General features: G+C 73.9%; 21 protein-coding genes and 1 pseudogene. 10 read left to right on the top strand and 12 right to left on the bottom strand.

Annotated elements, in window-relative coordinates:
* Nucleotides 1-106: 106 nt before the first annotated feature.
* The 3 genes from ACIQI7_RS32810 to ACIQI7_RS32800 all read right to left on the bottom strand — a co-directional run bounded on the left by ACIQI7_RS32810 (nt 107) and on the right by ACIQI7_RS32800 (nt 3,433).
* Entirely contained in the window at nt 107-1,828 is a 1,722-nt protein-coding gene (locus ACIQI7_RS32810; protein WP_401117171.1) for a phospho-sugar mutase, read from the bottom strand.
* A gap of 190 nt (nt 1,829-2,018) precedes the next feature.
* The gene (locus ACIQI7_RS32805) at nt 2,019-2,840 is read right to left on the bottom strand and encodes a purine-nucleoside phosphorylase (protein ID WP_387756531.1); all 822 of its coding nucleotides are present in this window, start codon (nt 2,838-2,840) and stop codon (nt 2,019-2,021) included.
* Nucleotides 2,841-2,995: 155 nt separating this feature from the next.
* Nucleotides 2,996-3,433 (bottom strand): gamma-glutamylcyclotransferase, encoded by a 438-nt coding sequence (locus ACIQI7_RS32800; RefSeq protein WP_049660023.1) that lies wholly within the window; start codon nt 3,431-3,433, stop codon nt 2,996-2,998.
* 98 nt (nt 3,434-3,531) lie between these two features.
* Here ACIQI7_RS32800 and ACIQI7_RS32795 point away from each other — a divergent pair, with 98 nt between their 5' ends.
* Complete coding sequence (locus tag ACIQI7_RS32795; RefSeq protein WP_387756534.1) at nt 3,532-4,986, top strand: NAD(P)H-quinone dehydrogenase; 1,455 nt, start codon at nt 3,532-3,534, stop codon at nt 4,984-4,986.
* A 236-nt stretch (nt 4,987-5,222) separates the two neighbouring features.
* A complete protein-coding gene (locus ACIQI7_RS32790; RefSeq protein ID WP_387756612.1) occupies nt 5,223-6,179 on the top strand; it encodes a DeoR/GlpR family DNA-binding transcription regulator in 957 nt (318 codons plus the stop codon).
* 78 nt (nt 6,180-6,257) lie between these two features.
* Here the strand turns inward: ACIQI7_RS32790 and ACIQI7_RS32785 are convergent, their stop codons facing one another.
* The 6 genes from ACIQI7_RS32785 to ACIQI7_RS32760 all read right to left on the bottom strand — a co-directional run bounded on the left by ACIQI7_RS32785 (nt 6,258) and on the right by ACIQI7_RS32760 (nt 11,834).
* Nucleotides 6,258-8,033 (bottom strand): acetyl/propionyl/methylcrotonyl-CoA carboxylase subunit alpha, encoded by a 1,776-nt coding sequence (locus ACIQI7_RS32785; RefSeq protein ID WP_401117168.1) that lies wholly within the window; start codon nt 8,031-8,033, stop codon nt 6,258-6,260.
* Between the two features lie 235 nt (nt 8,034-8,268).
* Complete coding sequence (locus ACIQI7_RS32780) at nt 8,269-9,003, bottom strand: hypothetical protein (RefSeq protein ID WP_401117166.1); 735 nt, start codon at nt 9,001-9,003, stop codon at nt 8,269-8,271.
* 65 nt (nt 9,004-9,068) lie between these two features.
* A complete protein-coding gene (locus tag ACIQI7_RS32775; protein WP_401117164.1) occupies nt 9,069-9,671 on the bottom strand; it encodes a nucleoside triphosphate pyrophosphatase in 603 nt (200 codons plus the stop codon).
* A gap of 47 nt (nt 9,672-9,718) precedes the next feature.
* Nucleotides 9,719-9,859, bottom strand: coding sequence for a morphogenic membrane protein MmpB (gene mmpB, locus ACIQI7_RS32770; RefSeq protein WP_387756542.1), 141 nt, complete (start codon nt 9,857-9,859; stop codon nt 9,719-9,721).
* 134 nt (nt 9,860-9,993) lie between these two features.
* Complete coding sequence (locus tag ACIQI7_RS32765; RefSeq protein WP_401117161.1) at nt 9,994-10,215, bottom strand: acyl-CoA carboxylase subunit epsilon; 222 nt, start codon at nt 10,213-10,215, stop codon at nt 9,994-9,996.
* Nucleotides 10,216-10,244: 29 nt separating this feature from the next.
* Nucleotides 10,245-11,834, bottom strand: coding sequence for an acyl-CoA carboxylase subunit beta (locus tag ACIQI7_RS32760; protein WP_387756546.1), 1,590 nt, complete (start codon nt 11,832-11,834; stop codon nt 10,245-10,247).
* A 233-nt stretch (nt 11,835-12,067) separates the two neighbouring features.
* Between ACIQI7_RS32760 and ACIQI7_RS32755 the strand changes: the two genes are divergently transcribed.
* The 3 genes and pseudogenes from ACIQI7_RS32755 to ACIQI7_RS32745 form a co-directional block, all read left to right on the top strand.
* Nucleotides 12,068-12,961: a biotin--[acetyl-CoA-carboxylase] ligase gene (locus tag ACIQI7_RS32755; protein WP_401117158.1), complete on the top strand. Its 894-nt coding sequence runs from the start codon at nt 12,068-12,070 to the stop codon at nt 12,959-12,961.
* A 173-nt stretch (nt 12,962-13,134) separates the two neighbouring features.
* The gene (locus ACIQI7_RS32750) at nt 13,135-14,259 is read left to right on the top strand and encodes an adenylate/guanylate cyclase domain-containing protein (protein WP_387756550.1); all 1,125 of its coding nucleotides are present in this window, start codon (nt 13,135-13,137) and stop codon (nt 14,257-14,259) included.
* 404 nt (nt 14,260-14,663) lie between these two features.
* Nucleotides 14,664-15,821 (top strand): annotated as a pseudogene (locus ACIQI7_RS32745) (diguanylate cyclase domain-containing protein); the annotation flags it as partial.
* A gap of 751 nt (nt 15,822-16,572) precedes the next feature.
* Here ACIQI7_RS32745 and ACIQI7_RS32740 read toward each other — a convergent pair.
* Nucleotides 16,573-17,193 carry a TetR/AcrR family transcriptional regulator gene (locus tag ACIQI7_RS32740; protein ID WP_401117156.1) on the bottom strand — a complete coding sequence of 207 codons (621 nt, stop codon included), beginning with the start codon at nt 17,191-17,193 and terminating at the stop codon, nt 16,573-16,575.
* A 125-nt stretch (nt 17,194-17,318) separates the two neighbouring features.
* Here ACIQI7_RS32740 and ACIQI7_RS32735 point away from each other — a divergent pair, with 125 nt between their 5' ends.
* Both ACIQI7_RS32735 and hutH read left to right on the top strand, forming a co-directional pair.
* Nucleotides 17,319-18,485: a macrolide family glycosyltransferase gene (locus tag ACIQI7_RS32735; RefSeq protein ID WP_401117292.1), complete on the top strand. Its 1,167-nt coding sequence runs from the start codon at nt 17,319-17,321 to the stop codon at nt 18,483-18,485.
* A gap of 115 nt (nt 18,486-18,600) precedes the next feature.
* Nucleotides 18,601-20,178, top strand: a complete 1,578-nt coding sequence (hutH, locus tag ACIQI7_RS32730; protein ID WP_401117154.1) for a histidine ammonia-lyase — start codon at nt 18,601-18,603, stop codon at nt 20,176-20,178.
* Between the two features lie 28 nt (nt 20,179-20,206).
* On the opposite strand, the gene ACIQI7_RS32725 is transcribed toward hutH, so the two are convergent.
* Complete coding sequence (locus ACIQI7_RS32725; RefSeq protein ID WP_387756558.1) at nt 20,207-20,635, bottom strand: hypothetical protein; 429 nt, start codon at nt 20,633-20,635, stop codon at nt 20,207-20,209.
* 223 nt (nt 20,636-20,858) lie between these two features.
* On the opposite strand from ACIQI7_RS32725, the gene ACIQI7_RS32720 reads away from it, so the two are divergent.
* On the top strand, nt 20,859-21,728 hold the full coding sequence (locus tag ACIQI7_RS32720) for a MurR/RpiR family transcriptional regulator (protein WP_401117151.1): 870 nt from the start codon (nt 20,859-20,861) through the stop codon (nt 21,726-21,728).
* An 84-nt stretch (nt 21,729-21,812) separates the two neighbouring features.
* Nucleotides 21,813-22,130, top strand: a complete 318-nt coding sequence (locus ACIQI7_RS32715) for a hypothetical protein (protein ID WP_401117149.1) — start codon at nt 21,813-21,815, stop codon at nt 22,128-22,130.
* 5 nt (nt 22,131-22,135) lie between these two features.
* On the opposite strand, the gene ACIQI7_RS32710 is transcribed toward ACIQI7_RS32715, so the two are convergent.
* Nucleotides 22,136-22,708, bottom strand: coding sequence for a Uma2 family endonuclease (locus tag ACIQI7_RS32710; RefSeq protein WP_401117147.1), 573 nt, complete (start codon nt 22,706-22,708; stop codon nt 22,136-22,138).
* Between the two features lie 182 nt (nt 22,709-22,890).
* On the opposite strand from ACIQI7_RS32710, the gene hutU reads away from it, so the two are divergent.
* Nucleotides 22,891-24,558 carry a urocanate hydratase gene (gene hutU, locus ACIQI7_RS32705; RefSeq protein ID WP_401117145.1) on the top strand — a complete coding sequence of 556 codons (1,668 nt, stop codon included), beginning with the start codon at nt 22,891-22,893 and terminating at the stop codon, nt 24,556-24,558.
* The last annotated feature ends 3 nt before the right edge of the window (nt 24,559-24,561 follow it).

Genomic DNA, 24,561 nt, shown 5'->3' with positions numbered 1-24,561 from the left:
TGCCGGGGCGTCCCGCCCGGGGCCCCGCCCCCGGGGGCCCCCCCCCCCCCCCGCGCGGGGGGCCCCGCGGGGCGCCCCGGGGGGCCCCCTCCGCGCGTTCCGGGCGTCAGGCGGTGATGCCTGCGGCCAGGGCGAGGTCCTGCTTGACGGTCGCGAGGAGGGCGGCGGCGCGCTCGCGGGCGGGGCCGAGGTCGGCCGCGGAGGCGACCGGGAGGACGACCTCCAGGTAGCACTTGAGCTTGGGCTCGGTGCCGGAGGGGCGCACCACGATGCGGGCGGAGCGGACGCCCTCGCCGGCCAGGTAGTAGCGCAGGCCGTCGGTGGGCGGCAGGTCGGCGGAGCCGGCCGACAGGTCGTCGGCGCGGGTCACCTGGAGGCCGGCCAGGACGGTCGGCGGCCGCTCGCGCAGCCGGCGCATGGCGTCGGCGATCAGCGTGAGGTCCTGGACCCGTACGGAGAGCTGGTCGGTGGCGTGCAGGCCGTGCTCCAGCGCCAGGTCGTCCAGCAGGTCCGACAGGGTGCGGCCGGACTTCTTGAGGGTGGCTGCGAGCTCGGCGACCAGCAGGGCGGCGGTGATGCCGTCCTTGTCCCGGACGCCCTGCGGGTCGACGCAGTAGCCGAGCGCCTCCTCGTAGCCGTAGCGCAGGCCCTCGGCGCGGGAGATCCACTTGAAGCCGGTCAGCGTCTCGGCGTAGCCCAGGCCCGCCGCCTCGGCGATCCGGCCGAGCAGGGTGGCGGAGACGATGGTGGTGGCGAAGGTGCCCTCGGCCTTCTTCGCGACCAGGGCCGAGCCGAGCAGCGCGCCGACCTCGTCGCCGCGCAGCATCCGCCAGCCGGCGCCGCCGCCGCTGCCGGCCGCGTTGCCGTTGGCGGGGACGGCCACCGCGCAGCGGTCGGCGTCCGGGTCGTTGGCGATCACGATGTCCGGGCCGACGGAGGCGGCGGTGCGGAAGGCGAGGTCCATCGCCCCCGGCTCCTCCGGGTTGGGGAAGGCCACGGTCGGGAAGTCCGGGTCGGGCTCGGCCTGCTCGGCGACCACGGTGGGCGCGGGGAAGCCGGCCCGGCGGAAGGCGGCGACCAGGGTGTCGCGGCCGACGCCGTGCATCGGGGTGTAGACCACCTCCAGGTCGCGCGGGCCGTGCTCGTCGACGATGGAGACGGCCCGGGCCAGGTACGCCTCGACGACGTCCTCGCCGAGCACCTCCCAGCCCTCCTCGGCGCGCGGGACCTCGTCCAGCGAGCCGATCGCGTCGATCTCGGCGGCGATCCCGGCGTCGGCCGGCGGGACGATCTGCGAGCCGTCGCCGAGGTAGACCTTGTAGCCGTTGTCCTGCGGCGGGTTGTGGCTGGCGGTGACGGTGACGCCGGCGGCCGCGCCCAGGTGGCGGACGGCGAAGGCGAGCACCGGGGTCGGCAGCGGGCGCGGCAGCAGCGCGGCGCGCAGGCCGGCGCCGACCACCACGGCGGCGGTGTCGCGGGCGAAGTCGTACGACTTGTGGCGGGCGTCGTAGCCGATGACGACCAGGTCGCCCAGGCCCTGCTGCCGGACGTACGAGACCAGGCCGGCCGCGGCCCGGATCACCACGGCGCGGTTCATCCGCATCGGGCCGGCGCCGAGTTCGCCGCGCAGGCCGGCGGTGCCGAACTGGAGGCGGTCGGAGAAGCGCTCGGCGAGCTCCGCCCAGGCGAGCTTGCTGTCGGTCTCGGCCTCCGGGCCCTCGGCCCGGGCCAGCAGGGCGGCGAGCTCCTCGCGGGTCCGCGGGTCGGGGTCCTCGGCCAGCCAGGTCCGGGCCCGGGCGAGGAGGTCGGTGGTGGGTGCCTGCGTCATGCCAGCTCCATCGGGAAGTGCGTCGGTGTGTCGGCCGGAGGTTCCGCCGTGGGTCGGGAGGGTTCCGCTGTGACCGGAGGGTTCCGCACGGAAGGGGGTCGCGCACGCGGACGGGGCCCACGGGATGGTGTGATCAGCGGATCACACCGCCCGTGGGCCCCGTCAGTCATGATTCTGCGCCCCGCGGGCGTCAGATCCGCTCAAGGACCTTCGCCAGCAGCTCGCCCATGCGCTCGGCGGAGGCCTTGCCGGCCTCCAGCACCTCTTCGTGGTTGAGCGGCTCGCCGGTCATGCCGGCGGCCAGGTTGGTGACCAGCGAGATGCCGAGCACCTCGGAGCCGGCCTCGCGGGCGGCGATGGCCTCCAGGGTGGTGGACATGCCGACCAGCTCGCCGCCGATCACCCGGGCCATGTTGACCTCGGCCGGGGTCTCGTAGTGCGGGCCGCGGAACTGGACGTAGACGGCCTCGTCCAGGGTCGGGTCGACCTCGTGGCACAGGGCGCGCAGGCGCTTGGAGTACAGGTCGGTGAGGTCGACGAAGTTGGCGCCGACGATCGGGGAGTCCCCGGTCAGGTTGATGTGGTCGCTGATCAGCACCGGCTGGCCCGGGGTCCAGCCCTGGCGCAGGCCGCCGCAGCCGTTGGTCAGCACGACGATGCCGCAGCCGGCCGCGGCGGCGGTGCGCACGCCGTGGACGACGGTGGCCACGCCGTGGCCCTCGTAGTAGTGGTTGCGGCCGAGGAAGATCAGGGCGCGCTTGTCGCCGATCTTCACCGAACGGATCTTGCCGGCGTGGCCGGCGACGGCGGGGGCGGGGAAGCCCGGGAGGTCGGTGACCGGGAACTCGGCCACGGTCTCGCCCAGGGCGTCGGCGGCCGGCACCCAGCCGGAGCCCATCACCAGGGCGACGTCGTGCCGCTCGGCACCGGTCAGCTCGCGCAGGCGCTCGGCGGCGGCCTGGGCGGCGGCGTAGGGGTCGGCGGAGACGACCGACTGAGGAGAAGCGTTCACGGGTCAGAGGATAGACGGGTTTCGGCTACGCGCGTAGAAATTCGCTCCCGGCGTGCCGGATCGTTACCCGGATGACCCGAAGGCACAGCTCGGCGGCGTTCTCCGGGCACCCGGCTCGTCGGTTCCCACACCCGGCGGGAAGCGTCGGACACGCCTCAGCAGGGGCGGCGGCGCAGGTCCATCACGTAGTCGTGCGGGGCGCCGGCGCTCTCCGCGGCGTCGGCGACCAGCCCGAGGTAGCGGGCCGCGGGCAGGCCGCCCTCGTAGTCGTTCAGCACGTACGTCCAGACCGGGATGTCGCCGTCCAGGGTCTGCGCGCGCAGCTTGATCTTGCGGTAGATGCCGAGCTGAACGCCCTCCCAGCGGTCCAGGCCCTCCTCGTCCATCGGCGCGACGTCGTACAGCGAGACGAAGACCTGGTCCTTCTCGTCCTCGACCACGGTCGCCAGCGAGCCCTCCCAACCGAGCTGCTCGCCACCGAAGGTGAGCCGCCAGCCGGCTAGCCACCCCGTGCCGCGCAGCGGGGAGTGCGGGGCTCGGCGGGTCATCTGCCGGGCATCGAGGTTGGTGGCATACGCGGCGTAAAGGGGCATGGGGGCCAGCGTAGCCCGGGCGGCGGGCGGGCCGCGGCGACTGGACGAAGGTACGGAGCCCGGACCCCGGCGTGGCGGCGCTCCCGGCGTGCGGGACAATGGGGAGCGTGACTCGGATCGTGATCATCGGTGGCGGACCCGGCGGCTACGAGGCGGCCCTGGTCGCCGCACAGCTCGGCGCGGAGGTGACCGTCGTCGACCGCGACGGTCTGGGCGGATCGGCGGTGCTCACGGACTGCGTTCCGTCGAAGACCCTGATCGCGACTGCGGAGGTGATGACCACCTTCGACAGCTCGTACGAGGAACTGGGCATCCTGGTCGCGGACGACACCCCGCCGATCGAGCAGGCGGCCCGGGTGATCGGCGTGGACCTGGGGAAGGTCAACCGCCGGGTGAAGCGCCTGGCCATCGCGCAGTCCCACGACATCACCCAGTCCGTCACCCGGGCCGGCGTCACCGTGCTGCGCGGCCGCGGCCGGCTCGGCACCGGCGGGCAGGCCGTGGACGGCTCCCGCGAGGTCCTGGTGGACGCGCCCGACGGCACCGTGCAGTCGCTGCGCGCCGACGCCGTGCTGATCGCCACCGGCGCCCACCCGCGCGAGCTGCCGGACGCCCAGCCGGACGGCGAGCGGATCCTCACCTGGACCCAGGTGTACGACCTGGAGGAGCTGCCCCGCGAGCTGATCGTGGTCGGCTCCGGCGTGACCGGCGCCGAGTTCGCCGGCGCCTACCAGGCGCTCGGCTCCAAGGTCACCCTGGTGTCCAGCCGCGACCGGGTGCTGCCGGGCGAGGACCCGGACGCCGCCGAGGTGCTGGAGGACGTCTTCCGCCGCCGCGGCATGAACGTGATGGGCCGCTCGCGCGCCGAGAGCGTCAAGCGGATCGGCGACCGGGTCGAGGTCATGCTGGCCGACGGCCGGGTGATCGAGGGCAGCCACTGTCTGATGGCGGTCGGCTCGATCCCCAACACCTCCGAGATGGGCCTGGAGGAGGCCGGGGTCAAGCTCAACGACTGGGGCCAGATCCAGGTCGACCGGGTCTCCCGCACCACCGCCCCCGGCGTCTACGCGGCGGGCGACTGCACCGGCGTCTTCATGCTCGCCTCGGTGGCGGCCATGCAGGGCAGGATCGCGATGTACCACGCGCTCGGCGACGCGGTGCAGCCGCTGAACCTCAAGACCGTGGCCTCCAACGTCTTCACCGACCCGGAGATCGCCACCGTCGGCTACACGGCGGCCGACGTGGAGTGCGGCAAGATGGACGCCGTCGTGGTCAAGCTCCCGCTGCGCGGCAACCCGCGGGCGAAGATGCAGGGCATCCGGGACGGCTTCGTGAAGCTGTTCTGCCGCCCGGGCACCGGCATCGTGGTGGGCGGCGTGGTCGTCGCCCCGCGGGCCAGCGAGCTGATCCACCCGATCTCGCTCGCGGTGGACGCCAATCTGACAGTCGAACAGGTGGCCAGCGCCTTCACCGTCTACCCGTCCGTCTCCGGCTCGACCGCCGAGGCCGCCCGGCAGCTGCACATCCGCAAGCGGGCCGACGGCGAATCCTGAGCGTCCGGCGCACAGTTGAGGGCGGCTGCCGATCGGCGGCCGCCCTTCGCGCGGGCATGCCCGTCACCCGGACGGCGGGCGCAGTACCGGGCCCTCGACGGCGCGTATTGTACGGTCACGCGCCGCTCGTGCGTGAGCAATTCCCGCTACTAGCTGCAAACGCCTGAAAGCAGACGGTCACGCAGGTTACCGTCGGTTCTGTGTTTGCAGCAGAACGTCGCCAGTTGATCCTCGAAATGGTGCGCGCCAACGGAGCCGTCTCGCTCCGGGAGTTGGCCCGCGTCGTCCAGACCTCCGAAGTGACCGTGCGTCGTGACGTGCGGGCGCTGGAGGCAGAAGGGCTCCTCGACCGCCGGCACGGCGGCGCGGTGCTCCCCGGCGGCTTCAGCCGCGAACCCGGATACCCGCAGAAGACCCACCTCTCCGCGGCGGAGAAGAGCGCCATCGCGGACCTCGCCGCCGGCCTGGTGGAGGAGGGCGACGCGGTGGTGGTCGGCGCCGGCACCACCACCCAGGAGCTGGCCCGCCGGCTGGCCCGGGTGCCCGGGCTGACGGTGGTCACCAACTCCTTGCTGGTCGCCCAGGCCCTGGCGCACGCCAACCGGGTCGAGGTGGTGATGACCGGCGGCACCCTGCGCGGCTCCAACTACGCGTTGGTGGGCAGCGGCGCGGAGCAGTCGCTGCAGGGGCTGAGGGTCAACAAGGCCTTCATCTCCGGCAGCGGGCTGACGGCCGAGCGTGGGCTGTCGACGGCGAACATGCTGTCCGCGAGCGTGGACCGGGCCATGGTGCTGGCGGCCGCCGAGGTGATCGTCCTCGCCGACCACACCAAGCTCGGCGCGGCCGGCATGTTCCAGACCGTCGCCACCGAGACCATCACCCGGCTGGTCACCGACGAGCAGGCCACCGCGGACGACGGCACCGCCCGCGAGTTGGACGCGCTCGCCGACTGCGGGGTGCAGGTCGACCTGGCCCCGCTGGGCGCGGGCCCGAGCGGTGACGCCCCGGTGCACGGCACCGGCAGCGGCCCGGTGCACCAGACCCAGCCCGGCCCGATGGCCCGCCGCGGCGGCCCGCCCCCGGGCGGCGCCCCGCTGCCCGGTCAGCGCCGCCCCGGCGCGCACGGCGGGCCGGTCGGCCCGGGCGGCATGCCGGCCCGGCTGGCCGAGCTGGGCCTGCCGCGCGGGCGCTGAGCCCGTACCGGCCTCGGAAACGGGACCGGTCCGCACACCCAGGAGGGCGTACGGACCGGTCCGAGGACGGGGACGGTGTCAGTCCTTGATCTCGCAGAGCGCTGCGCCGCTGCTGACGCTCGCGCCCACCTCGGCCTTGAGGCCGGAGACGGTGCCCGACTTGTGGGCGTTCAGCGGCTGCTCCATCTTCATCGCCTCCAGGACCACGATCAGCTCGCCCTCGGCGACGACCTGGCCCTCCTCCACGGCGACCTTGACGATGGTGCCCTGCATCGGCGAGGCCAGGGTGTCGCCGCTGACGGCCGAGCCGGCCTTCTTGGCGCCCACCCGGCGCTTGGCCTTGGCGGCACCCGCCGCACCGGCCGCCGGGGCCGCCGCGACGCCCAGCGAGGACGGCAGCGAGACCTCGATCCGCTTGCCGCCGACCTCGACCACCACGGTCTCCCGGGTCTCGGCCTCCTCGCCGTCACCGGCCGCGCCGGCGAACGGCGGGATGGTGTTGTCGAACTCGGTCTCGATCCACCGGGTGAAGACCTTGAACGGCCCCTCGCCGCCGTGCACCTCGGGCGCGAACGCCGGGTCGGTGACGACCGCCCGGTGGAACGGGATGGCGGTGGCCATGCCCTCCACCTTGAACTCGGCCAGCGCGCGGCGGGCCCGCTCCAGGGCCTGCTTGCGGTCGCGGCCGGAGACGATCAGCTTGGCCAGCAGCGAGTCCCAGGCCGGGCCGATGACCGAGCCGGTCTCCACGCCGGAGTCCAGGCGCACGCCCGGGCCGGACGGCGGGGCGAACAGCGACACGGTGCCGGGCGCGGGCAGGAAGTTGCGGCCCGGGTCCTCGCCGTTGATGCGGAACTCGAAGGAGTGGCCGCGCACCTCGGGGTCGCCGTAGCCGAGCTCCTCGCCGTCGGCGATCCGGAACATCTCGCGGACCAGGTCGAGGCCGGTGACCTCCTCGGTGACCGGGTGCTCCACCTGGAGGCGGGTGTTGACCTCCAGGAAGGAGATCGTGCCGTCCAGCGCGACCAGGAACTCGCAGGTCCCGGCGCCCTCGTAGCCGGCCTCCTTCAGGATGGCCTTGGACGCCCGGTACAGCTCGGCGTTCTGCTCCTCGGTCAGGAACGGCGCGGGCGCTTCCTCGACGAGCTTCTGGTGGCGGCGCTGGAGCGAACAGTCACGGGTGGAGACGACCACCACGTTGCCGTGCTTGTCGGCCAGGCACTGGGTCTCCACGTGCCGCGGGTTGTCCAGGTAGCGCTCGACGAAGCACTCGCCGCGGCCGAAGGCGGCGACGGCCTCGCGCACCGCGGAGTCGTACAGCTCCGGGATCTCCTCCAGGGTGCGGGCGACCTTGAGGCCGCGGCCGCCGCCGCCGAAGGCCGCCTTGATGGCGACCGGGAGGCCGTGCTCCCGGGCGAACGTGACGACCTCGTCGGCACCCGAGACCGGGTCCGGGGTGCCGGCCACCAGCGGGGCACCGGCCCGCTGGGCGACGTGCCGGGCGGTGACCTTGTCACCGAGGTCGCGGATGGCCTGCGGCGGCGGGCCGATCCAGATCAGACCCGCGTCGAGCACGGCCTGGGCGAAGTCGGCGTTCTCCGACAGGAACCCGTAACCGGGGTGGACGGCGTCCGCGCCGGAGTCGGCGGCCGCCTTCAGGACCTTGGCGATGTCCAGGTAGCTGGTAGCGGGGGTGTCACCGCCCAGCGCGTAAGCCTCGTCGGCCGCGCGGACGTGCAGCGCATCCCGGTCCGGCTCGGCGTAGACGGCGACGCTGGCGATACCGGCGTCCGAGCAGGCCCGGGCGACGCGGACGGCGATTTCCCCGCGGTTGGCGATGAGCACCTTGCGCACTGTGGCTCCCTTCTTGAACCTCGATGAGTTTATGGATTCCCGGGCAGTACCGGCGAGTAGCCCCGGGTTGTGAACTATCCCACACGCTCGGTGATGGCTTTCCCGGGCCCCTGGACGGGCTCCCGCACGACACCGCAGGTCGGCGCGGGTCCGCCCGGACCGGCGGGGGCCACAGCGGGTGACCGGCCGGCGGCGTGGCGGGAGGTGGCATCGGCCACAGTCTCGCGCGGCCCGCTCAAGCGGCGGCTGAGCGGGCCTCGGGCCGCCGCAGCGCCTCGGCCGTCACGTCGGCCGCCACCTCGACCATGTCCGGCCCGTACGCCTCCGGGTTGACCACCCGCAGGACGAGCGCGAAGGTGCCGTCCTGGCCGTACTTCCGGGCGAGCTCGCGGTGCCGGGCGACCAGGAAGCGCACCCCGGCCTGGTTGGCGATGCCGGTCTGGCCCGCGACCAGGAACACCGGGCGGCCGCCGTCCGGGGTGGCGATCCGGGCGAGCAGGGCGTGCGTCCGGTCGGGACCGGCGGCGAAGTCGCGCTCGCCCACCACGATCACGTTGCTGCCCGGCCCCGGGCCCGAGGTGACCAGCACGCCCGGCAGCCCCCAGGCCAGGTGGGCGGCCGTCCGCTCGTTGCTGACCGGCCCGCCCAGGCACAGCTCGGTCTTGGCGCCCAGGCCGCGGTGCGCGGCGTCGTGGGCGACCAGCTCGGGCCGCGCCCCGCACTCCTCGACCAGCCCGGCCAGCCACATCAGGGCGTAGGCGTCGCGCCGGGTCACGGTGTGGGCGTGCGAGCCCGTCCCGATGCTGCGCGGCACCACGACCAGGCACTCGCTGCCGTTCGGCAGTCCGAGGAAGGACCGCACCCGCTCGACCCTGCGGCGGCGCCGCAGCGCCTGCGCCAGCCAGCCGAGGCAGGCGCTGATCGCGCTGGCCACCAGGCCCAGCACCACGTTGAGCACGCTGTCGGTCATCTGCCGCGTCCCCTCCCCGTCCGGACGCCGGTCAGCTTAGGGGCACCACCGCCGGGTGCGGCAGGTCAGTCGGTCCACAGATCGGTGATGCGCAGGTCCAGGTCGGCGAGCAGCCGGCGCAGCAGCGGCAGGGAGAGGCCGATGACGTTGCCCGGGTCGCCGTCGATGCCGTCGACGAACGGCGCCGAGCGGCCGTCCAGGGTGAACGCCCCGGCCACGTGCAGCGGTTCGCCGGAGGCCACGTACGCGGCGATCTCCGCGTCGTCCGGGGTGCCGAAGCGGACGGTGGTGGAGGCGGTGGCCGAGGACTGCCGGCCGGTCGCGGTGTCGATCACGCAGTGGCCGGTGCGCAGCACGCCGGCCCGTCCGCGCATCGACCGCCAGCGGGCCAGTGCCTCGGCGGCGTCGGCGGGCTTGCCGAGGGCCCGGCCGTCCAGTTCCAGGACGGAGTCGCAGCCGATCACCAGCTCGCCGTCGGAGAGTCCGGCGGCGACGGCCTCCGCCTTGGCCTCGGCCAGGACGAGGGCGAGTTCGGCGGGGGTGGCGGCGGTGATCGCGTCCTCGTCGACGCCGCTGACCACCACGCGGGGGTCGAGCCCCGCCTGGCGCAGCAGCCCGAGGCGGGCGGGGGAGGCGGAGGCGAGGACGAGGGGGCGCTGGTCGGTCATGCCCACCAGCGTAGGGGGTGCCCGTGTCCGCCGTTCGGGTGAACGGCTCAGGTGAAGGAGCGGGAGAGCATCATCAGCACGGCGCCGACCAGCACCAGGGCGGCGAGCACCTTGCCGGCCCGCTGCATCCGCTCCTGCATCCGACGGGCCTCGGGCGAGGGCTCGTCACGGGGGTCTGACCAGAGCACCCGTCCAGAGTGCGCCGCGCGGGGCCGCGGGCGCCTGAGTATCCGTACTCAGGTTTCGGACCGAGCCCCTCGGCGGGGGAGCCGGGTGGAGCGGGACGCCGGCGCGGCCGGACTCCCGCTCCACCCGGGGGACTTCAGTGCGCCCAGCCCGAGGTCCGCCAGGCGTTCACGCCCGGGTGGACGGCCGGGCGGAGCAGGCGGGAGCGGTCGTTCCAGGGGGAGGCCGGGCCGGCACCGGCCAGCCGCGCCGTCTCGGCGGCGGCCTGCGCGGCGGCGGCCCGGGCCTGGACCACCGCCAGGACGGTGGCCAGCTCCTCGGGGGTCGGCTGCCCGTGCAGCACGTGGATCGGGGACATGGCTGGTTCTCTCCCGACAGGGACGGGGCCTACAGGGGGATGTTGCCGTGCTTCTTGGGCGGCAGCACCTCGCGCTTGCCGCGCAGCGCCCGCAGGCCGCGGACGATGTGCCGGCGGGTCTCGCTCGGCGCGATCACCGCGTCCACGTAGCCGCGCTCGGCCGCCAGGTACGGGTTCAGCAGGGTGTCCTCGTACGAGGCGATCAGCTCGGCCCGCTTCTCCTCGGCGGTGCCGGCCGCCTCGGCCTCGGCGATCTCCCGGCGGTGCAGGATGTTGACCGCGCCCTGCGCGCCCATCACCGCGATCTGCGCGGTCGGCCACGCCAGGTTGAGGTCGGCGCCCAGGTGCTTGGAGCCCATGACGTCGTACGCGCCGCCGAAGGCCTTGCGGGTGATCACGGTGATCAGCGGGACGGTGGCCTCGGCGTAGGCGTAGATCAGCTTGGCGCCGCGCCGGATGATGCCGTCCCACTCCTGCTCGGTGCCGGGCAGGAAGCCGGGCACGTCCACGAAGGTCAGCACCGGGACGTTGAAGGAGTCGCAGGTGCGGATGAAGCGGGCGGCCTTCTCGCTGGCGTTGATGTCCAGGCAGCCGGCCAGGTCCATCGGCTGGCTGCCGACGATGCCGACGGACTGGCCCTCGACCCGGCCGAAGCCGGTGATGATGTTGCCCGCGTACAGCGGCTGGGTCTCCAGGAACTCGCCGTCGTCGACGATGTGCTCGATCACCTTGCGCATGTCGTACGGCTGGTTCGCCGAGTCCGGCACGATGGTGTCGAGTTCGAGGTCCTCCTCGGTGACCGTGAGGTCGGCCTGCTCGGGGTAGGACGGCGGGTCGGACAGGTTGTTGGAGGGCAGGTACGAGAGCAGGCTCTTGACGTACTCGATCGCCTCCTTCTCGTCCGCGGCCAGGTAGTGCGCGTTGCCCGACTTGGTGTTGTGGGTGCGCGCGCCGCCCAGCTCCTCCATCGCGACGTCCTCGCCGGTGACGGTCTTGATCACGTCCGGGCCGGTGATGAACATGTGCGAGGTCTGGTCGGCCATCACCACGAAGTCGGTGATCGCGGGGGAGTACACCGCGCCGCCCGCGCAGGGGCCCATGATCAGCGAGATCTGCGGGATGACGCCGGAGGCGTGCACGTTGCGGCGGAAGATCTCGCCGTACAGGCCGAGCGAGACCACGCCCTCCTGGATCCGCGCGCCGCCGGAGTCGTTGATGCCGATGACCGGGCAGCCGGTCTTCAGCGCGAAGTCCATCACCTTGACGATCTTCTCGCCGAAGACCTCGCCGAGCGAGCCGCCGAAGACGGTGAAGTCCTGGGCGAAGACGGCGACCTGGCGGCCGTCCACGGTGCCGTAGCCGGTCACCACGCCGTCGCCGTACGGGCGGTTCCTCTCCTGGCCGAAGTTGGTCGAGCGGTGCCGGGCGAACTCGTCGAACTCCACGAAGGAGTCCTCGTCCAGCAGTTCCACGACCCGTTCGCGGGCGGTCAGCTTGCCCTTGGCGTGCTGCTTCTCCACGGCCTTCGCGGAGCCGGAGTGCACCGCCTCGTCCAGCCTGCGCCGCAGGTCGGCGAGCTTGCCCGCGGTGGTGTGGGGGTCGTACGGCGCCTCGGTCATCCGGTGGCTCTCCCTGATCCATGGCCGCGACCTGTTCGAGTGCGCGCGGAACCGGGGGGTGGGCCCGCGCATGAGGGCAGGGCGGCGCTACGAACTACCGCTGGGTAGCGTAGCCAGCGCGGAGGGCGATGCGTCATGTCCTGGCGTTATGGCCATCGACACAGTTTTGCCGAGGGGCGTTCTGCGGGACGATGGGGCGGCCTGGCTCCCCGAGCCGATCTAGGGTTTCCCCCATGACCGAACCACGGAACCCCCGCCGCAGCGGACTGCGCGGCTTCGGCCACGCCGGACCGTCGCCCTGGACCGACCTGGACCGTCCGCCGCTGGACGAGGAGGCGCTGCGCCACGACCTGCTCGTCCCGGGCGGGCTGTGGACCTCCCTGGACGTCGTCGCGGAGACCGGCTCCACCAACAGCGACCTCGCCGCCCGGGCCGCGGCGGGCGCCGGGCAGGGCGCGGTGCTGGTGGCCGAGGCGCAGAGCGCCGCCCGCGGCCGGATGGACCGGCAGTGGACCGCCCCGCCCCGCTCCGGGCTGTTCCTGTCGGTGCTGCTGCGCCCCGAGGAGGTGCCGGTCGAGCGGTACGGCTGGCTGCCGATCCTGGTCGGGGTGGCCGCGGCCAGCACGCTGGGCCGGGTCGCCGGGGTCGAGGTCGGGCTGAAGTGGCCCAACGACCTCCAGGCGGAGGTCGACGGCGCGGAGCGCAAGCTCGGCGGCATCCTCACCGAGCTGGCCGGCGGCGCGGTGGTGGTCGGCATGGGCCTCAACGTGTCGCTGCGGGCGCAGGAGCTGCCCGTCCCGACCGCGGCCTCGCTCGCGCTGGCCGGCGCCTCGACCACCGACCGGGGCACCCTGCTGCGCGCCCTGCTGCGCGAGTTCGCCGAGCTGTACCGGGACTGGACGGCCGCCGCGGGCGACCCGCACGCCAGCGACCTGATGCGCGCCTACGTGGACCGCTGCACCACGCTGGGCCGCCAGGTGAAGGTGCACCTGCCGGGCGACCGCGAGCTGGTCGGCGAGGCCGTGGCGGTGGACGGCGACGGCCGGCTGGTGGTCCGCACGCCCGACGGCGTACGCCGGGCGGTCGGTGCGGGGGACGTCGTCCACGTGCGCCCCGAGCCCCGCTGAACGGCAGTCTTCACCTCCCCTTGACCCGGGCTGATGCCCCGGATCCGACGATTCCGTGCGAATATTCCACCTGGCAGCGGTGTGAGGCGCGCCACTGCCCGCCCGGGTGGCGGGCGGCGCGCCCGGACAGGTGGGACACGAGGCGAGTGCGGCGATCGCACGGGGACGGACCGGTGGCAGAGGACGGCGGCAGCGGCGCGACGGCGGGCGGCAACGACCCCACGGTGGCGCTCGAACTGGAACGCCTGATCCTGGACGCGCCGCGCCGCTACACCCCGTACCAGGCCGCGCGCGCCGCCGACGTCCCGATGGAGCTGGCCACCCGGTTCTGGCGCGCCATGGGCTTCCCCGACATCGGCCAGTCCCGGGCGCTCACCGACGGCGACGTGATCGCGCTGCGGCGGCTGGCCGGCCTGGTCGAGTCCGGGCTGCTCAGCGAGTCGATGGCGATCCAGGTGGCCCGCTCCACCGGCCAGACCACGGCCCGGCTGGCCGGCTGGCAGATGGACACCTTCCTGGAGAACCTCACCCAGTCCGTCGAGCCCGGGCTGACCCGCGCCGACGTCGCGTACCCGCTGGTCGAGCTGCTGCTGCCGGAGCTGGAGCAGTTCCTGGTGTACGTCTGGCGGCGCCAGCTGGCGGCCGTCACCGGCCGGGTGGTGCAGGCCGCCGAGGACCACGAGATCACCAGCGGGCGGCTCGCCGTCGGCTTCGCCGACCTGGTCGGCTTCACCCGGCTGTCCCGGCGGCTGGAGGAGGAGGAGCTCGGCGAGCTGGTCGAGACCTTCGAGAACACCTGTTCGGACCTGATCGCCGGCCAGGGCGGCCGGGTGATCAAGACCCTCGGTGACGAGATCCTCTACGTCTCCGAGGATCCGACGACCGCCGCCGAGATCGCGCTGAGCCTGATCGAGGCGCTGGCCGGGGACGACACCATCCCGCCGCTGCGGGTCGGGATGGCCTTCGGCACGGTCACCTCGCGGATGGGCGACGTCTTCGGCACCACCGTCAACCTGGCCAGCCGGCTCACCTCGATCGCGCCCAAGGACGCGGTGCTGATCGACGGCGAGTTCGCCGCCGCGCTGGAGCAGAACGGCAGCGTCGCCCCGGCCGACTCGGAGGGGCCGGGCCTGGCCGAGGCGCTGTCGGCCGCGGCCGGGATGCCCGCTTCCGGGCTGCCGATGCCGGGCCCGGACGCGGGGGCGCGGTTCCACCTGCAGCCGATGTGGCGGCGGCCGGTGCGGGGGCTCGGGCTGGTCGAGCCGTGGCTGCTCACCCGGCGGCTGACGGCCGACTAGGGCCGGGGCCGAACGGCCGAGTAGCGGCCGACCCGCGGGGAAGACGCCCGGTGGAGGAACCACGGCCGGTGCGAGGGCTCCCCGGGGAGTTCGCGGGAGCGCTGCCCCGCGGTGTGCGGGTCTTCGCGGGTGCCGAACGGTTGAAACCCGTACGTTCTGTCGCGGGTTCGCCCGGGCAAACGGGGCATAACCGAACGAAACCGCCCTAGTCTTGGTGCAAGCGGCCGATCGGGTGCGGTGCGGCCGGTCGACGGGGGTCCGGCAGGACCGAGCACAGGGAGCGAGGCGAGCCGGTGAGCAGCGAGGCGATCATGACGGACCGCGACTGCGTCTGCGGTGGCTCGCGGCGTCCCGACCCGCTGCCCGACCTCAGACTGCAGTCCGTGGTCGAGCTGGCCCAGGACATGGCCGCCGCGCTCACCCCGCTGGACGCGGTCCGGGCCGCCGCCGCCCGGGCCACCGAGGCGCTCGGCGCCGCCATGGCCGCCGTCTCGGTCTGGGACCGCGAGTCCGGCCGGCTGCGGGTGCTGGTCAACCACGGCGACCTCGCCCCGGGCGAGGAGGAACTGCCCGAGGACGAGTCGTACCCGGTCGCCGACTTCCCCGAGATCGTCACGTACCTGGAGGAGCGCTGGAGCACCGGGCGGCTGCCGCGGGCCTGGCTGCAGAGCGCCGAGAGCAGTGAGTCGCACGCCGGGCACGCCCACCCGACCGCCGGCGCGTACTGCCAGGAGCGCGCCGCCGCGCTGCGCCGGCGCGGGCGGGCCTGCTGCGTGGTGGCGCCGATCGTGCTGCACGGCCAGGCCTGGGGCGAGCTGTACCTCGCCCGTTCGGCCGGGATGCCGGAGTTCACCGAGGCCGACGCCGACTACGCGACGCTGCTCGCCGCCCAGGTCTCGGCCGGGCTGGCGCAGACCGAGCGCCTCGCCGACCTGCGCAAGCTGGCCTTCTCCGACCCGCTCACCGGCCTGGCCAACCGGCGCGCCGTGGACGCCCGGCTGGAGAGCGCGCTGGAGGCGCACAACCGGGACAACACCGTGGTCTCGCTGGTGGTCTGCGACGTCAACGGGCTGAAGCGGGTCAACGACCAGCTCGGCCACGAGATGGGCGACCGGCTGCTGGAGCGGTTCGCCCACCAGCTCTCGCTGGCCGCCGCCAAGCTCCCCGGCAGCCTCGCCGCCCGGCTCGGCGGCGACGAGTTCTGCCTGCTGGTGGAGGGGCAGAAGGCCGACGAGGTGGTCGCCGTCGCCGAGGAGCTGTGCGCCCGGGCCCTCGCGCTCTCCGAGGGCGAGGGCGTGGCCTGCGGCGTCGCCTCCACCGGCGACTCGATCGGGCCGGTCACCACGCCCGACCGGCTGTTCCGGCTCGCCGACGCGGCCCAGTACCGGGCCAAGGCGGCCCGGGCCGCCCACCCGGTGGTCGCCGGGCGCAGCCACGGCCCCGGCTTCTCGCCCGACCCCACGGTGCTGCTCGCCGACGCCGCCGACCCGCACCACCGGGCGGACGGGCGGCGCGGGCCGAGCGGCCGGTCCGGGGCGGGCGACCGGCGGCGGTTCCGCGGCGCCGCCCACAGCGCCGACCCGGGGCAGCTGCTCACCGCGGTGCTCGCCTCCCTCGACCAGGCCGCCACCACCCGCGCCGTCCACCCGGCGGACACCCTGGGCAAGCTGGTCGTGGTCGCCGAGGCCTCCTCCCGGCTGCTGGACGCGGTCGGCTGGTGGGTCTCGTACGTCCCGCCCGGCTCCCACCTGATGCGCACCGCCCAGCACGCCGTCTACCGGATGACCAGCGGGCCAAGCAGCGCCCGTGCCGAGACCCAGCGGGCCCAGATCGAGGCCCCCGACGCGGTCTTCGACCTCCGGCACTACCCGATGACCCGCCGTGCCGTGCGCGGTGACGCCTTCGCCCTGCGGGCGGGCGCGGCCGGGAACGACCCGGCGGAGGAGGCGATGCTCGTGGTCTCCGGCTACCGGGGCATGGTCGCGGCGGGCGGCCAGAACCCGGCCGGCGGCTGGCTGGTGGAGCTCTTCGCCGACGACGCCACCCTGCCGCTGGGGCAGGCGGCCAGCGCGATGCGCGCCCTGGTCTCGGTCGCGCTGGCGGGGCCGGCCTCGCCGCCGGTGGTCTGAGCGTTCGCCGCGGCCGCCCGCCCGCCCGGCCTTACGGCCGCCCGCGCCGGGTGCGGATCCGGCGACCGGCGCGTCCCTCGCAGGTCGCGGCACGGGTTCCACGGCGGCTTCGGCGGGCCGTCCGGGTGGGCCGCCGTCGGCCTGCTGGTCCGCGTGCCGGCCGCGGTGCCGGCCGTGGTCCGGGTCAGGCGCCGGAACCGCCGGTGACGGCAGGCGGGTTGAGGGCCCGGAGGGCGGCGTCGACCAGGCGGTCGGCGTGCTCGTGGGTGAGCGGGCCGAGCCGGTACTGCCAGCGGTACTGGAGCGGGCCGTAGACGAGTTCGATCGCGAGGTCGAGGTCGGTGTCGGGGGCGATCTGGCCGGCCTCGCGGGCGCTGCGCAGGCGGTCCCGGGTGACCTCCAGCAGCGGGTCCAGCAGGCGGGTGCGGTACTCGGTGTACAGCGCGGGGTCGTTGATGATCTCGGCGATGATCGCGCGGTAGGTGCGGTCGGCGCCCGGGTCGGCGAACTCGTCGCTGGTGGGGCGCAGCACCGCGCGGAGGTCGGCGGCGAGGTCTCCGGTGTCGGGGAGGGCGAGGCTGCCCTCGTGCTCGTTGGCGGCGAGGAAGGCGTCGAAGACGACCGCTCCCTTGGAGGGCCACCACCGGTAGATGGTCTGCTTGCCGACGCCGGCCCGGGCGGCGATCGCCTCGACGGTGACCTTGGCGTAGCCGACTTCGGCGACGAGTTCGACGGCGGCGGCGAGGACGGCGGCGCGTGCGCGCTCGCTGCGGCGGGCGGGGTCCGGAGCGGTTCTGGAGGTCATGGGAAAAAAGTCTATGCGAAACGACGAGACGAGACGTATTGTCTTCTCAACACCCGACGAGACGGACCGTCTCGTCTCATCCACTCTCCCCGGAGGTGCCCGTGACCCGCCCCGCACACATCCTGATGGTCTCCATTCCGGCCCACGGGCACGTCAACCCCAGCCTCGCCGTGATCACCGAGCTGGTCGCCCGGGGCCACCGGGTCAGCTACGTCAACGACGCCTCCTTCCGGGAGACCGTCGAGTCCACCGGCGCCGCCTTCGTCCCGTACCCGACGACGCTGCCGCTCGGCGACGACCCGAACAGCTGGACGGACGACCCGGTGGGGCTCCAGGAGCTGTTCCTGGAGGACGCGCTCGCGATGTGGACCGTCCTGCTGGCGGCCTTCGCCGACGACCGGCCCGACCTGGTGCTCACCGACATCGCGGGCTTCGCCGGCCGGGCGCTGGGCGAGCGGCTGGGGGTGCCGGTGGTGCAGCTGTCGCCCACCTACGTGGGCTGGGAGGGCTTCGAGGAGGACCTGGCGGAGGTCTTCGAGGCGATCCGCAACGGGAAGGGCGGCGCCGAGTACTACCGCCGGTTCGCGGACTGGCTGGCCGAGGCCGGCGCGACCGAGCGGGACGTGGACGCCTTCAAGGCCCGCCCGCAGCGGGCGATCGCGCTCATCCCGCGCGCCCTGCAGCCCAACGCCGACCGGGTCGACGAGCAGCGGATCACCTTCGTCGGGCCCTGCTTCGGCGACCGCGGCCACCAGGGCGAGTGGCGGCGGCCGGAGAGTGCCGAGAAGGTGCTGCTGGTCTCGCTGGGCTCGGCCTACACCAACCAGCCCGCCTTCTACCGGGCCTGCGTGCAGGCCTTCGGCGACCTGCCGGGCTGGCACACCGTGCTGCAGGTCGGCAAGCACACCGACCTCGCCGACCTCGGCGAGGTGCCGGACACCGTCGAGGTGCACCGGTGGGTGCCGCAGCTGTCGGTGCTCGCCCAGGCGGACGCCTTCGTCACCCACGCGGGCATGGGCGGCTCCAGCGAGGGGCTGTTCCACGCCGTGCCGATGATCGCGGTGCCGCAGGGTGTCGACCAGTTCGCCAACGCGGACGCCCTGGTGGCGCACGGCGTCGCCCGGCGGCTGGACACCGACCAGGCCACCCCGGAGGCGCTGCGCGCGGCGCTGCTGGAGCTGGTCGGCGACCCGGCGGTGGCCGAGCGGCTGCGGGAGCTGTCCGCCGCCGGCCGGGCCGAGGGCGGCACGGCCAGGGCGGCCGACCTGATCGAGGCGGAGCTCGTGAAGTAGCGGGGGAGCGGTCGGGGGGCCACCGTGTGCGGCGCCGATCCGGAGGGCGGAGAATCCGGATGGTGAGCACCTGTTGTCATATCTTCATTCACCTGATGTGATGGTGTATATGGATATGCACAGTGCTGTGGCCCCCGACGCTCCGCTGGTCCTGGTCGGCAAGGCCGACGTCAGCGCCGAGGACGTCCTGGCCGTCGCCCGGGGCAACGCCCGGGTCGAGATCGGTCCCGACGCGCAGGCCGAGATGGCGGCCGCCCGCGCCCGGATCGACGCCCTCGCGGCCGAGCCGCGTCCCGTCTACGGCGTGTCGACCGGCTTCGGCGCGCTCGCCGTGCGCCACATCAGCCCCGAGCTGCGCGCCCAGCTGCAGCGGTCGCTGGTGCGCTCGCACGCCGCCGGCATGGGGCCGGCGGTCGAGCGCGAGGTGGTCCGCGCGCTGATGTTCCTGCGGATGAAGACGCTGGCCTCCGGCCGCACCGGCGTCCGGCCGCTGGTCGCGCAGACCATGGCCGCCCTGCTCAACGCCGGCATCACCCCGGTGGTGCGGGAGTTCGGCTCGCTCGGCTGCTCCGGGGACCTCGCGCCGCTGTCGCACTGCGCGCTGGTCCTGATGGGCGAGGGCACCGCCACCGGCCCGGACGGCGTGGAGAAGCCCGTCGCCGAGCTGCTCGCCGCCGCCGGCATCGAGCCGGTCGAGCTGCTGGAGAAGGAGGGCCTCGCCCTCATCAACGGCACCGACGGCATGCTCGGCATGCTGGTGATGGCCATCGCCGACCTCCAGCGGCTGTTCACCACCGCCGACATCACCGCCGCGATGAGCCTGGAGGCGCTGCTCGGCACCGACAAGGTGCTCGCCCCCGAGCTGCACGCCCCGATCCGCCCGCACCCGGGCCAGGCGCTGAGCGCCGCCAACATGCTCGCCGTCCTCAAGGGCTCCGGCCTCACCGGCCACCACCAGGACGACGCCCCGCGCGTCCAGGACGCCTACTCGATCCGCTGCGCCCCGCAGGTGGCCGGCGCCGGCCGGGACACCCTGGCGCACGCCCAGCTGGTCGCCTCGCGCGAGCTGGCCGCCTCGGTCGACAACCCGGTGGTGCTGCCGGACGGCCGGGTGGAGTCCAACGGCAACTTCCACGGCGCCCCGGTCGCGTACGTGCTGGACTTCCTCGCCATCGCCGCCGCCGACCTCGGCTCGATCTCCGAGCGCCGCACCGACCGGCTGCTCGACAAGGCCCGCTCGCACGGCCTGCCGGCCTTCCTGGCCGACGACCCGGGCGTGGACTCCGGCCTGATGATCGCCCAGTACACCCAGGCGGCGCTGGTCAGCGAGAACAAGCGGCTCGCCGTCCCGGCCTCGGTCGACTCGATCCCGTCCTCCGCGATGCAGGAGGACCACGTGTCGATGGGCTGGTCGGCCGCGCGCAAGCTGCGCCAGGCGGTGGCCAACCTCGGCCGGATCCTGGCCGTCGAACTCACCGCCTCCGCCCGCGCGCTGGAGATCCGTCAGCAGACCGACGGGTCCGGCGGGCTCGCCCCGGCCACCGCGGCCGCGCTGGCCGCCGCCCGGGAGGCGGGGGTCGGCGGCGCCGGCCGCGACCGCTTCCTCTCGCCGGACCTGGAGGCGGCCGCCGAGCTGGTGGCCTCCGGCGAGCTGGTGCGCGCGGTCGAGCGGGTCACCGGCCCGCTGGCCTGAGCGGGAGCCGCCGCGGGGTGACGGGGGCTCAGTCCCAGTCGCTCCGCGGCCCGCGCTCGCCGCGGTTCCCGCGGTTGCGCAGCTCGCCCAGGGCGGCGGCCAGGTTGACCCCGACGATGCCCGCCCAGCAGACCACCAGGCCGGCGAAGCCGCCGCTCTCGGGGCTGCCGGCGATCGCCGTCAGCGGGACGCCGATGACCAGCGAGGTCACCGCGAGCCCGGTGCCGGAGCGCTTGCCGAAGCCCGAACGGCGCGGGTGGCCCCGGTCGTGGCGGGACCGCGGCTCGTAGTCGTCGATCCGCTCGGCCACCGAGCGCTCGACCCGGGCGTTGATCCGGGCGTCGAGCCGCTTCATGAAGGAGTCGACCAGGGCGTCCTCGTACTCCGGGCCGAGCTCCTTGCGGGCCTGGAGGGTGGCGTCGAGGTCGCGCCGCAGTTCGTCCTGACGAGTGTCCATGGAACCAGAGTGGGGCCGACGGGGCCGCCGGTCCATCCGTTCGCCGGAGGAATCCGGGCGGGCTCAGGGACAAATCAGGGTTACCCCGACCTTGCGGCGCCCCCGGACCCCGCCCTCCTCGGGACGTCCCACCGGCCGTCCCGCCGTACGAGACGTCTTTGCCAGGTGCGGCCCGCTCCTGCACAGTCGTCGTCCGAACCCCTCGCACCCGGAGGTACCGCTGATGACCGCCACCGACGAGACCGGCAGCGTCGGCCCCTCCGCCCGGCTGCTCCAGCTGTTCGAGGGGCACCGGCTGACGCCCACCCAGCGCCGGATCGCCCACTCGCTGGTGCGGCACGCCACCGAGGCGCCGTTCCTGTCCAGTGTGGAGGTCGCCGAACTCGCGGGCGTCAGCCAGCCGTCCGTCACCCGCTTCGCGGTCGCGCTCGGGTACGACGGATACCCGGCGCTGCGCAAGCAGCTGCGCGAACTCGGCGGCGGCGAACCGGCCGCGCCGGAGAGCCCGGACGAGGCGGTGCGCAACGAGCACCAGCAGGCCGTGCTGGCCGAGATCGCGCACCTGCGCCACCTCGCCGAACTCCTCGCCGACCCGGAGCCGATCATCCGGGCCGCCCGGCTGCTCGCCGCCTCCCGCCCGCTGCCGGTGCTCGGGCTGCGGGCCGCCTCGGCGCAGGCCCGCGGCTTCGCCTACTTCGCGTCCAAGGTGCACCCGGACGTCCGGCTGCTGGACGAGGGCGGCAGCATGCTCGCCGACCGGCTGGAGCAGGCCCGGGCGGCCGGGGCCAGCGCGCTGCTCTGCTTCGCGCTGCCGCGCTACCCGCGGGAGTTGATGGACGCGCTGACGGTGGCCCGCGAGTGCGGGCTGACGGTGCTCACCGTGGCCGACAGTGCCTTCGCGCCGGTCGCCAAGCTGTCCGACCTGATGCTGCCGGCCGCCGTCGGCACCGGGCTGGTCTTCGACACCGCCTGCGCGCCGATGATGCTCGGCCGGGTGCTGCTGCAGTCCATGTGCGACGAACTCCCGGGCGCGGAGGCCCGGTTGGAGGCGATCGAGCAGTCGGCGGCGGCGCGCGGGCTGTTCCTGGAGTAGTTCCGGAACAGGCGCGGCCGGCAGCGGCGGCGGGGGAGTACTCGACACGAACCCGGGCATCCCCTACGGCAGGGGGTGCCGCCCATGCACGTGATCCACGAGATGAAGTTCGTCGCCCGGCTGTCCTCGGGCGCCGACGAATGGTCCTGCCCCGCCTGCGGACGCCGCGTCACCCTGCGGCGGCTGCCCGAACCCGAACTGACCGTCCTCGACCCGGGCGACGAGTCGGCCGTCCACGTCGGCGTCATCGAACCCGACGCCGCCGCCGCGGCCGCCGAGAAGTACGGCCTCGGCCCGGTCCAGAACATCCCCCGCCCGCCGTCCCCGCCCGCCCCGGATGCCGAGGACCGCCGCTGGCTGGCCGAGATCGGCATCGACTGGGACGGCGGCGCGGCGGCCTGAGGGGCTCAGCGGCGCGGTGCGTAGATCGGAAGACCGGAGGTGTCCAGCTCGGCGGGCAGCGGCGCGGGAAGTGGGACGGGCTCGCCGTACTTGCCGAGCAGGACGCCCTGGTACAGGCCGTCGCGGGGGTGCGTGTAGAGCGTCCAGGTGCCGTTGCGCGGATCGAGTGCGAGCAGGACGGCCGTGCCTGCGCTGGCGTACCAGTCGGTCTTGGTGGCGACGGCCTTCACGCCCTCCGAGTTGGAGATCACCTCGACGGCCAGAGCCGCGTCGTGCGGGTCGGCCAGCCACTCGTCGTCGTTCTCCCAGTCGAGGGGGAGAACGATCAGGTCCGGGGTGACGTAGTCCTCGTCGTTGCCCGGCATGTAGATGGACGAGACCTCGTACGCGCCGAGGTCGGCGGGCAACTTCGAATCCAGCTGGATGCGTAGCTGCCGGACGGTTCCCGCGTGCTTGCCTCGGGGAGTGGGGGACATCACCAGGGTTCCTCCGATGATCTGGGCGCGAAGTCCCGTGCGCTGCTCGATCTCCTCCGCCACATCCCGGAGTCTGCCGGGCCGCACGGTGATGGCCGTCATCGTGTCCTCCACTCCCTGGTGCTGGGCCGAGTGGCTGGTGTTCGCCGGGTTCAGGCTAACGCGCCAAGTCGGCCGGTGCCGTTGCTGATCGGATTGTTTCAGGGTCTGGCCGAACGTCGACTGTTTAGTTATATTCAACCAGACCGAGCTTGAATGAATCCATCCGCAGAGAGGCCGGGACTATGGTGCAGCAGGCGAGTGGGCCGCGTGAGGTGCGAGCGGCGCGTGGCACGGGGCTCACGACGCAGGGCTGGCAGCAGGAGGCCGCGCTGCGGATGCTGATGAACAACCTCGACCCCGAGGTGGCCGAGCACCCGTCGAAGCTGGTGGTCTACGGCGGCACCGGCAAGGCGGCACGCGACTGGCGGTCCTTCGACGCCATGGTGAAGACGCTGCAGGGCCTCAAGCAGGACGAGACCATGCTGGTCCAGTCCGGCCGCCCGGTCGGCGTGATGCAGACCCACGAGTGGGCGCCCCGGGTGCTGATCGCCAACTCCAACCTGGTCGGCGACTGGGCCAACTGGGAGGAGTTCCGCCGGCTGGAGAGCCTCGGGCTCACCATGTACGGCCAGATGACCGCCGGCTCCTGGATCTACATCGGCACCCAGGGCATCCTCCAGGGCACCTACGAGACCTTCGCCGCCGTCGCCAACAAGCGCTACAACGGCTCGCTGGAGGGCACCATCACCCTCACCGCCGGCCTCGGCGGGATGGGCGGCGCCCAGCCGCTGGCCGTCACCATGAACGGCGGCGTGGCGATCTGCATCGACTGCGACCCGTCCCGGATCAGCCGCCGGATCGAGCACCGCTACCTGGACGTCGAGGCCAAGGACCTCGACCACGCCCTGCAGCTCGCCACCGAGGCCCGCGACAGGAAGCAGCCGCTCTCCATCGGCCTGCTGGGCAACGCCGCGGACCTGTTCCCGCAGCTGCTCGCGATGGACGCGCCGATCGACATCGTCACCGACCAGACCAGCGCCCACGACCCGCTGAGCTACCTGCCGGTCGGCGTCGCCTTCGACGACATGGCCGCCTACGCGGCCGAGAAGCCCGCCGAGTTCACCCGGCGCTCGCGCGAGTCGATGGCCCGGCACGTCGAGGCGATGGTCGGCTTCCTGGACCGCGGCGCCGAGGTCTTCGACTACGGCAACTCGATCCGCGGCGAGGCCCAACTGGCCGGCTACGACCGCGCCTTCGCCTTCCCCGGCTTCGTCCCGGCGTACATCCGCCCGCTGTTCTGCGAGGGCAAGGGCCCGTTCCGCTGGGCGGCGCTGTCCGGCGACCCGCAGGACATCCACAAGACCGACAAGGCCGTCCTCGACCTCTTCCCGGAGAACGAGTCGCTGCACCGCTGGATCAGGATGGCCCAGGAGAAGGTGCACTTCCAGGGCCTGCCCGCGCGGATCTGCTGGCTCGGCTACGGCGAGCGCGACAAGGCCGGCGAGCGGTTCAACGACATGGTCGCCTCCGGCGAGCTGTCCGCCCCGATCGTGATCGGCCGCGACCACCTGGACTGCGGCTCGGTCGCCTCCCCGTACCGGGAGACCGAGGCGATGCTGGACGGCTCCGACGCGATCGCCGACTGGCCGCTGCTCAACGCCATGGTCAACGTCGCCTCCGGCGCCTCCTGGGTGTCCATCCACCACGGGGGCGGCGTCGGCATCGGCCGCTCGATCCACGCCGGCCAGGTCACCGTCGCCGACGGCACCGCGCTGGCCGGCGAGAAGATCCGCCGGGTGCTCACCAACGACCCGGGCATGGGCGTCATCCGGCACGTGGACGCCGGCTACGACCGCGCCACCGAGGTCGCCGCTGAGCGCGGGGTGCGCGTCCCGATGGGTGAGCTGTGAGCC

The organism is Kitasatospora sp. NPDC092039, assembly GCF_044756065.1.
GTDB lineage: Bacteria > Actinomycetota > Actinomycetes > Streptomycetales > Streptomycetaceae > Kitasatospora.
This window is presented reverse-complemented; position numbering and strand designations above follow the sequence as displayed.